The sequence below is a fragment of the Streptomyces sp. NPDC107498 genome, assembly GCF_055582805.1.
Map to the genome: position 1 here is coordinate 23,144 of NZ_JBVJPE010000038.1, position 11,932 is coordinate 35,075.

At 73.1% G+C, this 11,932-nt stretch carries 11 protein-coding genes; 9 read left to right on the forward strand and 2 right to left on the reverse strand.

The annotated features are described in order from the left end of the window. Nucleotides 1-72: 72 nt before the first annotated feature. On the reverse strand, nt 73-528 hold the full coding sequence (locus tag ACZ66Z_RS35450; RefSeq protein WP_469940005.1) for a metallopeptidase family protein: 456 nt from the start codon (nt 526-528) through the stop codon (nt 73-75). Nucleotides 529-858: 330 nt separating this feature from the next. On the opposite strand from ACZ66Z_RS35450, the gene ACZ66Z_RS35455 reads away from it, so the two are divergent. From ACZ66Z_RS35455 to ACZ66Z_RS35490, 8 genes are all read left to right on the forward strand, one after another. Beyond that, nucleotides 859-1,293 (forward strand): DUF3499 domain-containing protein, encoded by a 435-nt coding sequence (locus ACZ66Z_RS35455; protein ID WP_469940018.1) that lies wholly within the window; start codon nt 859-861, stop codon nt 1,291-1,293. 115 nt (nt 1,294-1,408) lie between these two features. Further along, on the forward strand, nt 1,409-2,776 hold the full coding sequence (locus tag ACZ66Z_RS35460; RefSeq protein ID WP_469940006.1) for a phosphomannomutase/phosphoglucomutase: 1,368 nt from the start codon (nt 1,409-1,411) through the stop codon (nt 2,774-2,776). Nucleotides 2,777-2,864: 88 nt separating this feature from the next. Continuing rightward, nucleotides 2,865-3,047, forward strand: a complete 183-nt coding sequence (locus ACZ66Z_RS35465; protein ID WP_469940007.1) for a Trm112 family protein — start codon at nt 2,865-2,867, stop codon at nt 3,045-3,047. Between the two features lie 321 nt (nt 3,048-3,368). Beyond that, nucleotides 3,369-4,517, forward strand: a complete 1,149-nt coding sequence (locus ACZ66Z_RS35470; RefSeq protein WP_469940008.1) for an SIS domain-containing protein — start codon at nt 3,369-3,371, stop codon at nt 4,515-4,517. A gap of 291 nt (nt 4,518-4,808) precedes the next feature. Then, nucleotides 4,809-5,960: a mannose-6-phosphate isomerase, class I gene (manA, locus tag ACZ66Z_RS35475; protein ID WP_469940009.1), complete on the forward strand. Its 1,152-nt coding sequence runs from the start codon at nt 4,809-4,811 to the stop codon at nt 5,958-5,960. Between the two features lie 66 nt (nt 5,961-6,026). Further along, on the forward strand, nt 6,027-6,992 hold the full coding sequence (locus ACZ66Z_RS35480) for a cation diffusion facilitator family transporter (RefSeq protein ID WP_469940011.1): 966 nt from the start codon (nt 6,027-6,029) through the stop codon (nt 6,990-6,992). A 293-nt stretch (nt 6,993-7,285) separates the two neighbouring features. After that, nucleotides 7,286-8,740 carry an adenosylhomocysteinase gene (gene ahcY / locus ACZ66Z_RS35485; RefSeq protein WP_469940013.1) on the forward strand — a complete coding sequence of 485 codons (1,455 nt, stop codon included), beginning with the start codon at nt 7,286-7,288 and terminating at the stop codon, nt 8,738-8,740. A gap of 151 nt (nt 8,741-8,891) precedes the next feature. Continuing rightward, entirely contained in the window at nt 8,892-9,506 is a 615-nt protein-coding gene (locus tag ACZ66Z_RS35490) for a hypothetical protein (RefSeq protein ID WP_469940015.1), read from the forward strand. A gap of 24 nt (nt 9,507-9,530) precedes the next feature. On the opposite strand, the gene ACZ66Z_RS35495 is transcribed toward ACZ66Z_RS35490, so the two are convergent. Next, complete coding sequence (locus ACZ66Z_RS35495; RefSeq protein ID WP_469940016.1) at nt 9,531-10,481, reverse strand: RDD family protein; 951 nt, start codon at nt 10,479-10,481, stop codon at nt 9,531-9,533. A 119-nt stretch (nt 10,482-10,600) separates the two neighbouring features. Between ACZ66Z_RS35495 and ACZ66Z_RS35500 the strand changes: the two genes are divergently transcribed. Further along, nucleotides 10,601-11,608 carry a stage II sporulation protein M gene (locus ACZ66Z_RS35500; RefSeq protein ID WP_469940017.1) on the forward strand — a complete coding sequence of 336 codons (1,008 nt, stop codon included), beginning with the start codon at nt 10,601-10,603 and terminating at the stop codon, nt 11,606-11,608. Nucleotides 11,609-11,932 lie beyond the last annotated feature (324 nt).

Here is an 11,932-nt window from a genome sequence, read left to right on the forward strand (position 1 = left end):
GGACCCGTCGCGGGCGGTCGCCCCTCCCCGGACCCCGCCCGGGAGGCGCCCCCGTACGGGGGAAGCGCGGGCTCAGTCCTGCCCGTACCGGGGATCGACGGACTCGGGCGAGAGCCCGAGGAGCTCGGCGACCTGCTCCACCACCACCTCGTGGACCAGCACCGCCCGCTCGTCCCGGCTCTTCGAGCGGATCTCGACCGGCCGCCGATAGACGACCACCCGCGCGGGCTCGTTCTTCTCGGCGGGCAGCGCACCGCCCAGCGGCACCGTCTCGCCGGACACCGGCGGCGGCACCTCCATCACCATGAAGTCGACGTCCGCCAACTGCGGCCAGCGCCGCTCCAGGCGCTCCACCGAGTCGAGGACGAGATCGCGGAAGGTATCGGCCCGGCTCGCGGAGAGCGGCACCTGCGGCGGCGCGACAGGTCCCCGCATCCCGCGGCCGTGCCGGTCGCGGCGGCGGACCCGAGGCTCCGCCGGAGGCTCCACGGGACCGTGCGAGGGGCTCGGCGGCACAGGACTGTCCATCACTGACGCAGCGTAACCCCCATCAGCCCCACCGCACCGTGGCGCATCCTCGTCGACTTCCCCGGAGTGGCCGCGCGACTTCCCCGGAGCGCCCGTCCTCCGCCGCGCTCCCGCCGCGCCCTTGTCGAAACCTGAACATTCCGACCGGGCTCACGCCCGATTCGACGGCCCGTCACGATCGGCCATCTGGCCCTGGTTGACCGGATTTGTATCCCAAGGTGTCCGGATATCCCCCTGCCCCCCGTCCCTTGGGCCCCCTCCCTCGCAGGTCAGAGCCACCGTCACCCGAAGGGGGGTGTCGGAGGTCACACCGCGACACGGTGGAGTGACCTGAGGGAGAGTCGTCGCGGCCCGCTCAAGAGTGCGGTACCGTCCAACGTCGTGAGCCCTGTACGTCGCTGTTCGCGCACCGCGTGCGGCCGCCCTGCCGTCGCGACACTGACGTACGTCTATGCCGACTCGACTGCGGTCCTCGGCCCGCTCGCCACCTACGCCGAGCCCCACTGCTACGACCTGTGCGCCGAGCACAGCGACCGCCTCACCGCCCCGCGCGGCTGGGAGGTGGTGCGTCTCTCCGACGGCTCCGCCCCCGCCCGTCCCAGCGGTGACGACCTCGAAGCGCTGGCCAACGCGGTCCGGGAGGCGGCCCGCCCCCAGGAGCGCGCGGCCGGGGCCGGCGGCAAGCCCGGCGGAGGCCGCGGCGGCGACCCCATGGAGGTCGGGCGCCGCGGACACCTCAGGGTGCTCCGTTCCCCCGACAACTGACGGCAACCGGCCACCTGCCGCGTCCCGTCGACCCCTCCCCTCCGGTCTCCGGGTAGTTTTGGCGTTCCGTACACGCGCCCGCACACGCGTGGAGAGCACTCAGGAGGGTGGATCCGTGACTGCCGATCTGTCGCAGATCGTGAAGGCGTACGACATCCGCGGAGTCGTACCCGACCAGTGGGACGAAACGCTCGCCGAACTCTTCGGCGCCGCTTTCGTACGGGTGACGGACGCGGACGCGATCGTCGTCGGCCACGACATGCGCCCCTCGTCGCCGGGCCTCGCGGCCGCCTTCGCGCGCGGCGCGGCCCGCCTCGGCGCCGACGTCACCCTCATCGGGCTCTGCTCCACGGACCAGCTGTACTTCGCCTCCGGCAGCCTCGGGCTGCCCGGCGCCATGTTCACCGCCTCCCACAACCCGGCCCGGTACAACGGCATCAAGATGTGCCGCGCCGGCGCCGCCCCCGTCGGCCAGGACACCGGCCTCGCCGACATCCGCGCCCTCGCCGAGGAGTGGTCGGAGAAGGGCGCCCCGGAGCCGGCGGCGAAGCAGGGCACCGTCTCCGAGCGCGACACCCTCGCGGACTACGCCGCCCACCTCAGGAACCTGGTCGACCTCACCGCGATCCGCCCCCTCAAGGTGGTCGTCGACGCGGGCAACGGCATGGGCGGCCACACGGTCCCGACGGTCTTCGAAGGCCTCCCGCTGACGACGATCCCGATGTACTTCGAGCTGGACGGCACCTTCCCGAACCACGAGGCGAACCCGCTCGACCCGAAGAACATCGTCGACCTCCAGGCCCGGGTCGTCGCCGAGGGCGCCGACCTCGGCCTCGCCTTCGACGGCGACGCCGACCGCTGCTTCGTCGTCGACGAGCGCGGCGAGCCGGTCTCCCCGTCCGCGATCACGGCCCTCGTCGCCGCGCGCGAACTCGCCAAGCACCCCGGCGGGACGGTCATCCACAACCTGATCACCTCCTGGTCGGTGCCGGAGGTCGTCCGCGAGCAGGGCGGCGAGCCGGTCCGCACCCGCGTCGGCCACTCCTTCATCAAGGAGGAGATGGCGAAGACCGGAGCGATCTTCGGCGGCGAGCACTCGGCGCACTACTACTTCAAGGACTTCTGGAACGCGGACACCGGCATGCTCGCCGCGCTCCACGTCCTCGCGGCCCTGGGCGGCCAGGAGGGCACCCTGTCCGACCTGGTCTCCGTCTACGACCGGTACGCCTCCTCGGGCGAGATCAACTCGACGGTGGCCGACCAGGCGGCGAGCACGGCCAAGGTGAGGGCGACGTACGAGGACGCCGAGGGCATCACCTTCGACGAGCTCGACGGCCTGACCGTGACGGCGGCGGACTGGTGGTTCAACCTCCGCGCCTCCAACACGGAGCCGCTGCTCCGCCTCAACGTCGAGGCCCGCGACGAGGCCACCATGGCCGAGGTCCGCGACGAGGTCCTCGGCCTGGTCCGGGCGACCGACTGACCCCGCCGTCCCGCCGGGGAACGGGGCGCGCCCCGTTCCCCGGCGGTAGGCTGACCTGGCCCGATCCGTCTGTTCGAAGGGACACCCCATGCCGCTCGAAGCCGGCCTCCTGGAGATCCTGGCCTGCCCGGCCTGCCACGCTCCGCTGAACGACCGCACGGCGGACGAGACCCCCGAGCTGGTCTGCACGAGCCCCGACTGCGGCCTCGCCTACCCGGTCCGCGACGACATCCCGGTCCTCCTCGTCGACGAGGCCCGCAAGCCGGCGTAGCGCGGCGATCCCCCGGGAGCCCCGCCCCCTCCCGTGCGGGCGGTCGTCCCGCAGGACGGCGGGGGCCCCGCTCGAACGAAGCCGAGGGCCCGGGACGAGCGGGCCCACGGGCCGACGCCCCCGCCGGGCCGGGGGCTTCCGTGCCCGACCCCGCACCGCCACGGGCAGACCGGTACCAAGAGACCTTCCCCGCGGCACGGAGTTCCCGAGCGGTACGGAACCACCCTCCCGGGAGGCCCGGCGGGCGCGCCACCGCACCCCGCACCCCACGGCCCCGCACGGGCCCCCGTACCCACCCCGTCCACCCGGGAGGCACCGCACATGCTCGACGAGACCCTCCTCGACGCCCCGGACGACCTCGCCCTGGCCGACCGCCGCGGCCTCCTCCGCGGCGCCGCCGAAGCCGGCGCCCGGGTACGGACCGCCGCCCGCCACGCCACCGAGGCCGGCATCGCGGAGCTCCGCCCCGAGGGCCGCCCCCGCGCCGTCCTCGTCGCGGGCCCCGGCACCGCCGCCGCCGGCGTCGCGGACCTGATCGGCGCGCTCGCCGGAGCCGCCGCCCCCGTCGTACGGCTCCAGCCGACCGGCGTCGCCCCCGCCGCGGGCGCCCTGCGCTGGGCCCTGCCGGGCTGGGCGGGGTCGGTGGACCTGCTGCTGCTCCCGACCACCGACGGAGGCGAACCGGGCCTCGCCCTCCTCGCCGAGCAGGCGTACCGCCGCGGGATCACGGTCGTCGCCGTCGCCCCGAAGGCCTCCCCGCTCGCCGAGACGGTCAGCGGCTCGCACGGCCTGTTCGTCCCGATGGCGATCGCCCCGAACGAGACGCCCGACGAGTACGCCGAGAACATCGCGGCCAGCCCGGGCGCCCTCTGGGCCCTGTTCACCCCGTTGCTCGCGCTCCTGGACCGCGTGGGCCTCATCGAGGCACCGCCGGAGGCCCTGGAGAAGGTCGCCGACCGCCTCGACCGCACGGCGGAGCGGTGCGGCCCGGCCATCGCCACGTACAGCAACCCGGCGAAGACGCTCGCCGCCGAGCTCGCGGACTCGCTCCCGCTCATCTGGACCGAGGGCAACGCCGCGGGCCCGGCGGGCCGCCGCTTCGCCGCCGTCCTCGCCGAACTCGCCGGTCTGCCCGCGCTCGCCGCGGAGCTCCCCGAGGCACTGCCGGCCCACGGCGTCCTCCTCGCGGGCGACTACGCGGCGGGCGCGGACCCGGACGACTTCTTCCGCGACCGCGTGGAGGAGCCGCAGGCGCTCCGCGCGCGCGTGGTCCTGCTCCGCGACCGCCCGGCGGGGGGACTCACCGCGGCCCCGGCCGCCCGCGAGCTGGCCCTCGGCCACGAGACCGCCATCAGCGAGCTGGAGCCGGAGGAGGGCGACGACCTGGAGACCCTCGCCGAGCTGCTCGCGGTGACGGACTTCGCGGCGGTGTACCTCGCCCTGGCCACCCCGGGCCGCACCCCGCACTAGCCCACCCGAAGCGCCCGCCGACGCCGCCACCACCGGCGCTCGCCCGCCCCCACCGGACCCAGCCCCCGCTCGACCCCCGCCGGCACCGCCCCCACCCGCCCAGGCGCCGGTGAACCACCAGGACCCTGGCTCCCGGCCCCGGCCACCAGCCCCCCGCCGGTCACCGGACCCCGGCCACCACCCCGTCACCCCCGCGCCCCCCTCTCCGACACCCGCCCGTCACCCGCCCCCTGTCACCTGTCTTCCGACACCCTCACCATCCGTCACCGCCCCGAGGAGCTGGCAGGCACCATGGACCGCCTCGTCAACACCGTCCGTCCCTACGCCTGGGGATCCACGACGGCCATCCCGGAACTGCTCGGCACCGCCCCCACGGGCGAGCCCCAGGCCGAGATGTGGATGGGCGCCCACCCCGGTGCCCCCTCCCGCACCGGGCGCGGCGCGCTGAACGAGCTCATCGCCGCCGACCCCGTACGCGAACTGGGGGAGCGGGCCGTCGAGAAGTTCGGACCGCGGCTCCCGTTCCTCCTGAAGCTGCTCGCCGCGGGCGCCCCGCTCTCCCTCCAGGTCCACCCCGACCTGGCCCAGGCCAAGGCCGGGTACGCGGCCGAGGAGGCCGCCGGCATCCCCGTCGACGCCCCGCACCGCACGTACAAGGACGCCAACCACAAGCCCGAGCTGATCTGCGCCCTCACCCCCTTCGACGGCCTGTGCGGCTTCCGCGACCCGGTCGAGGCCGCCGACCTCATCGCCGCGCTCGGCGTCGACTCCCTCAAGCCGTACGTGGACCTCCTCCACGCCCACCCCGAGGAGGCCGCGCTCCGCGAGGTCCTGACGGCCCTGCTCACCGCCGACCGCGAGGAGATGGCGCACACCGTCGCCGAGGCCCATGCCGCCGCCGACCGCCTCGGCGGCGACCACGCCCCGTACGCGCTCCTGGCCCACCACTACCCCAGCGACCCCGGCGTCATCGCCGCCATGCTGCTCCACCGCGTCCGGCTCCAGCCCGGCGAGGCCCTCTACCTCGGCGCGGGCGTCCCGCACGCCTACCTCGACGGCCTCGGCGTCGAGATCATGGCCAACTCCGACAACGTGCTCCGCTGCGGCCTCACCCCCAAGCACGTCGACGTCCCCGAACTCCTCCGGATCGTCCGTTTCGAACCGAACGACCCGGCCGTCCTGCGCCCCGAGGCCTCCCCCTCCGGCGAGGAGGTCTACGAGACCCCGACCGACGAGTTCCGCCTCTCCCGGTTCGTCCGCGCGGAAGGCGCCGCGCCGACCGACGTCACCGCCCCCACCCCGCAGATCCTGCTCGCCGTCGCGGGCCGCACCCGGGCCGGCGAGGTCGACCTCCGCCCCGGCGAGTCCGTCTTCGTACCGACGGGCGAGACCACCGAGCTGACCGGAGCGGGGACCGTCTTCCGGGCGACCGTCGTGGCCTGATGCGACAATGACCGGCCGAACCGCGGCGATCGAGCCGGAGCATCGACGAAGGGACCACGTACACCCATGAGCGCGTCAGGCGGAACCAGGGCGATCGTGGCGGCACTCGCCGCCAACCTCGCGATCGCCGTAGCCAAGTTCGTGGCGTTCCTCTTCAGTGGTTCGTCGTCGATGCTCGCCGAGAGCGTCCACTCGCTCGCCGACTCCGGCAACCAGGGCCTGCTGCTCCTCGGCGGCAAGAAGGCCCAGCGCGAGGCCACCCCGCAGCACCCCTTCGGCTACGGCCGCGAGCGGTACATCTACGCCTTCCTCGTCTCCATCGTGCTCTTCTCCGTCGGTGGCATGTTCGCCATCTACGAGGGCTACGAGAAGATCAAGCACCCGCACCCCATCGAGGCCTGGTACTGGCCGGTCGGCGTCCTGGTCTTCGCGATCGTCGCCGAGAGCTTCTCCTTCCGCACCGCCATCAAGGAGTCCAACCAGATCCGCGGCGGCCTGTCCTGGAAGGACTTCATCCGCCGCGCCAAGGCACCCGAGCTCCCGGTCGTCCTCCTGGAGGACTTCGGCGCCCTCGTCGGCCTCGTCCTCGCCCTCGGCGGCGTCGGCCTCGCCCTGGCGACCGACGACGGGGTCTGGGACGGCATCGGCACCGTCTGCATCGGCGTCCTCCTCGTCCTCATCGCGATCGTCCTCGCCGCCGAGACCAAGTCGCTGCTCCTCGGCGAGGCCGCCGGCACCGACCAGGTCAGGAAGATCGAGGCGGCCGTCGTCGACGGCGAGACCGTCACCCGCCTCATCCACATGCGCACCCTCCACCTCGGCCCCGAGGAACTCCTCGTCGCCGCCAAGATCGCCGTCCAGCACGACGACACGGCCACCGAGGTCGCGAACGCCATCAACGCCGCCGAGGCGCGCATCCGCGCCGCCGTCCCGATCGCCCGGGTCATCTACCTGGAGCCCGACATCTACAGCGAGACGGCCGCCTCGGCGGGCGACAACCCGGCCAAGACCCCCGGCGGCACCGGCCACTGAACCCCCGCGGGCGAGCACGCCCCACCCGCGCCGGGCCCCCGGGACACACGCCCCGGGGGCCCGGTGCGTCCGATGCGGACTGTGGCCCGCCGCGCCGATCGGTGTAGATTCGTGACCAGCCAGACGTCGCTGCTGATGGCGGTCGGGCGGTCCGCGGACCGGCCGAGGGAGAGAGGGCCTCCGACGACGGCACCGAGGAAGCGCCCGGGCATTCGTGTGCCCAGGGTGCCTTGCCGCGGTGCCAGGCGCCTCAATCGACCCTCGCACTCGCACACACGAGGAGCAGCCCAGTCATGACGACTGCCGCCCACCAGGACTTCAAGGTCGCCGACCTCTCCCTGGCCGCCTTCGGCCGCAAGGAGATCACCCTCGCCGAGCACGAGATGCCCGGCCTGATGTCGATCCGCCGCGAGTACGCCGAGCAGCAGCCGCTCGCCGGCGCCCGCGTCACCGGCTCCCTGCACATGACCGTGCAGACCGCCGTCCTCATCGAGACCCTGGTCGCCCTCGGCGCCGAGGTCCGCTGGGCCTCCTGCAACATCTTCTCCACCCAGGACCACGCGGCCGCGGCCATCGCCGTCGGCCCGAACGGCACCCCGGAGAACCCCCAGGGCGTTCCGGTCTTCGCCTGGAAGGGCGAGACCCTGGAGGAGTACTGGTGGTGCACCGAGCAGGCCCTGACCTGGCCGAACTCGCCCACCGGCGGCCCGAACATGATCCTGGACGACGGCGGCGACGCCACCCTCCTCGTCCACAAGGGCGTCGAGTTCGAGAAGGCCGGCTCCGCCCCGGACCCGTCCACCGCGGACAGCGAGGAGTACGGCCACATCCTCCGCCTCCTCAACCGCACCCTCGGCGAGAACCCGCAGAAGTGGACCCAGCTGGCGTCCGAGATCCGCGGCGTCACCGAGGAGACCACCACCGGCGTCCACCGCCTGTACGAGATGCACCAGGCCGGCTCGCTGCTCTTCCCGGCGATCAACGTGAACGACGCCGTGACGAAGTCGAAGTTCGACAACAAGTACGGCTGCCGCCACTCCCTCATCGACGGCATCAACCGCGCCACCGACGTCCTCATCGGCGGCAAGACCGCCGTCGTCTGCGGCTACGGCGACGTCGGCAAGGGCTGCGCCGAGTCCCTCCGCGGCCAGGGCGCCCGCGTCATCGTCACCGAGATCGACCCGATCTGCGCGCTCCAGGCGGCGATGGACGGCTACCAGGTCACGACCCTCGACGAGGTCGTCGAGACCGCCGACATCTTCATCACCACCACCGGCAACAAGGACATCATCATGGCCGCCGACATGGCCAAGATGAAGCACCAGGCCATCGTCGGCAACATCGGCCACTTCGACAACGAGATCGACATGGCCGGCCTCGCCAAGACCCCGGGCATCGTCAAGGACGAGGTCAAGCCGCAGGTCCACACCTGGACGTACCCCGACGGCAAGGTCCTCATCGTCCTCTCCGAGGGCCGCCTGCTGAACCTCGGCAACGCGACCGGCCACCCGTCCTTCGTGATGTCGAACTCCTTCGCGGACCAGACCCTGGCCCAGATCGAGCTCTTCACCAAGCCGCAGGAGTACCCGACCGACGTCTACGTGCTGCCGAAGCACCTCGACGAGAAGGTCGCCCGCCTCCACCTGGACGCGCTCGGCGTCAAGCTGACGACCCTCCGCCCCGAGCAGGCCGCCTACATCGGCGTCGAGGTCGAGGGCCCCTTCAAGCCGGACCACTACCGCTACTGATGCCCCGGCCGGCGGCGCCCGCGCGCTGACGCGGCGCCGTCCCGGACACCCGTAGAGGACTCAGGCAGGCCCCCCGCACCCCCGTGCCGGGGGGCCTGCCCCGTCCGGCCCGCTACCGCTTCCAGGAAGCGCCCCTCCCGAGGACCACCCCATGCCCCGCGGCCGTTATTCGCTCCATGACCCGCACGATCACACCCCCCTCGGTGAAGAACACTTCCACTGCGCGCCCGGCCCCTCCGGCTGGCGCTACGTCTCGCAGATCACCACCCCCTCCGGCGACCACCGGGGCTCCGTCGACCTGGCCGTCGACGAACTCGGCCGCCCCATCCGCCTCGAACTGCACGCCGCGAGCTGGCAGGTCCGCGGCGCGGCCCTCGACGGCGTCACCTGGGTCCGCACGGACCCGACCGGAACCCACGCCACCGAAGGCAATGTGCGCGCCCACGCCTTCACCGGCACGTCCCCGGCGTTCCTCGTCGCCCTCACGCGACTCCTGCGCCTCACCCCCGATTCCCCCGAGACCCGTGTCAGGCTCGTCGCCTTCACGGACCCGGTGCTCGCCCCCCTCACGGTCGACCAGTCCTGGGTCCTGCTGAGAAGTGAAGCGCACGCCACTGACAACGGCCCCCTGATGGTGGACGAGTACCAGGTCAACGCCCTGGACACGGGCGAACGCCACACCGTCCACATCGCCGGCGACGTGGTCCTCGCCGCCCCCGGCATCGAACTCGAAGCCCTCGAAACCCCGCCCTCGGTCTTCCCCTGACCGACCCCTCAGGTGACCGACCCCTCAGGCCGGCGGAGCGAACCCGGTGGGCCGAGCCCCGGCCTCCACCGCCGACCCATCGACGGGAGGAGCGACGACCGGGGGACCGACAAGCGGGGGATCGACGACCGGGGAGACCGGGGAACCGACGACCGGGACATCGGCCACCGAGGCGGCCGGAACGGGCGGCGAGGGGACAGCACCGGGTACCACCGCCCCGGCGGCGGACGGGGCGAACGCACGCCGGGCGTCCCGCGCCCGCCGCTCGGCCACCACCCCCGCCAGAAAGGCATCGGCCGGCACCCCCGCCGGTGGAGGCGCACCGGTCCGCGCCACCAGCTCGTCGGCCAGCCGCTCCGCCAGCAGGCGCCCCACCACCGGGTCCAGCTCGCGCGAGCGCGTCAGGTACTGGCGCACCTCCAGCCACAGCGCCTCCGGCACCGCCGAGAGGTCGAGCCCGGCGAACCGCCCCACCAGCCACGGCGGCGGCGGAGGTACGGCCAGAACCCGCGCCGCGGGTATCCGCTCCCGCACCACCAGGGTCCCCGCGAAGACGTCCCCGAGCCGCCGCCCCCGCTCGGACACCAGCGAAGCGACGACGGCGACGACCCCGAAGGTCATCAGGATCTCCACGACACCCATCGCACCCCGGACCAGCGCGTGCCGGAACCGGATCGGCCCCCCGTCGTCCCGGACCACCCGCAGCCCACAGGCCAGCTTCCCCAGCGACCGCCCGTGCGACAGCGTCTCCACCGCGATCGGCGCCCCGACGAGCACCAGCAGGAAGGACGCGACGGACACCGCCATCACCGCCGCCCCGTCCAGCGACGCCGTGGCGACCGCGAGCCCCAGCGTGATCAGCAGATACGCCGCCCACACCGCCACCAGGTCGATGAGCACCGCGAGCGCCCGACTCGGCAGCCGAGCCGGCTGCAACCCCAGGACGACCGCGTCGCCCGTCACCAGACCACTCACGGCACCCACCCTTCTCCGACCTTCCCGGCCCCTCCGAACGCCAGTCTGCCAAGCTGACCCGCAGCGCGCCGCAGTAGTACGGACCCGTCCGCAGCCAGTGCCTGGAGCAGCAGTCGATCATGGACCTCGACGTCTACGTGACCGCCCACCGCGCCGAGTGGGAACGCCTCGATCACCTCCTGCGCCGGGGCGGCAAGCTCACCGGCGCCGAGGCCGACGAGCTCGTCGCGCTCTACCAGCGCACGGCCACCCACCTCTCCATCGTCCGGTCGAGCACCCCGGACCCCGTGCTCACGGCCCGGCTCACCCAGCTCGTGGCCCGCGCCCGCGCCACCGTCACCGGCACCCGCCGCTCCTCCTGGCGCGACGCCGCCCGCTTCCTCACGGCCGGCTTCCCCGCCGCGGTCTACCGCTCCCGCCGCTGGTGGATCCCCACGGCCGTCCTCTCCACCCTGCTCGCGGTGCTCATCGGCTGGTGGATCGGTACGCACCCGGAGGTCCAGGCCTCGATCGGCGCCTCCACCGACCTCCGCGAGATGACCCGCCCCGGCGGCCAGTACGAGACGTACTACTCCAGCCACCCGGCGGCCTCCTTCGCCGCCCAGGTCTGGACGAACAACGCCCAGGCGGCGGCCATGTGCCTGGTCCTGGGCGCGTTCCTGGGCGTCCCGGTGCTCTGGATCCTCTTCCTGAACATGCTGAACCTCGGCGTCGGCATCGGCCTGATGTCCTCCGCCGGCCGCCTCGACGTCTTCCTCGGCCTGATCCTTCCCCACGGCCTGCTCGAACTGACCGCCGTCTTCGTGGCCGCCGGTACGGGCCTCCGCCTCGGCTGGACCGTCGTCGACCCGGGCCCCAGGACCCGCCGCGCCGCCCTGGCGGAACAGGGCCGCGCGGCCGTCGGCATGGCGATCGGCCTGGCCCTGGTCCTCTTCGTCTCGGGCCTGCTCGAAGGCTTCGTCACCCCCTCGGGCCTCCCCACCTGGGCCCGCATCACCATCGGCGTCGCCGCCGAGCTGGCCTTCCTCACGTACGTGTACGTGCTCGGCGGCCGCGCCGCCCGGGCCGGCGACACCGGCGACCTGGAAGAGCCCGACCGCAGCGCGGCCCTCCCCACCGCCGCCTGATGTGCGTCGGCCCCTCCCGAGCTGCTAGTCTCCTCCGGTGCCCGCGAAAGCTGTTGACACAGCGGCTGCGGGGAGGTAGATTCAAACGGTTGCCTGGAACTGGACAGTTCGGCAGCGGCCGGGTAGGGTCTCACTCACTCCGGCAGGGAATTCGATTCCACGGAGTCATCCCGATTCTTATTCGAATCACGAAAGCCACCGATTAGGTCGGCCGAAATGAATCTGATAAAGTCGGAATCGCCGGAAGGGCCCGGAGCGAAAGAGAACGGGACCGGAAAGCGCCGAGGAAATCGGGTCGGAAAGATCTGATAGAGTCGGAAACGA

Coding starts and splice junctions, on each gene's coding strand:
- ACZ66Z_RS35470 (WP_469940008.1), top strand. CDS start 3,369: ATGCTCGACGAGACCCTCCTCGACGCCCCGGACGACCTCGCCCTGGCC.
- manA (WP_469940009.1), top strand. CDS start 4,809: ATGGACCGCCTCGTCAACACCGTCCGTCCCTACGCCTGGGGATCCACG.
- ACZ66Z_RS35450 (WP_469940005.1), bottom strand. CDS start 528: ATGGACAGTCCTGTGCCGCCGAGCCCCTCGCACGGTCCCGTGGAGCCT.
- ahcY (WP_469940013.1), top strand. CDS start 7,286: ATGACGACTGCCGCCCACCAGGACTTCAAGGTCGCCGACCTCTCCCTG.
- ACZ66Z_RS35490 (WP_469940015.1), top strand. CDS start 8,892: ATGCCCCGCGGCCGTTATTCGCTCCATGACCCGCACGATCACACCCCC.
- ACZ66Z_RS35480 (WP_469940011.1), top strand. CDS start 6,027: ATGAGCGCGTCAGGCGGAACCAGGGCGATCGTGGCGGCACTCGCCGCC.
- ACZ66Z_RS35465 (WP_469940007.1), top strand. CDS start 2,865: ATGCCGCTCGAAGCCGGCCTCCTGGAGATCCTGGCCTGCCCGGCCTGC.
- ACZ66Z_RS35500 (WP_469940017.1), top strand. CDS start 10,601: ATGGACCTCGACGTCTACGTGACCGCCCACCGCGCCGAGTGGGAACGC.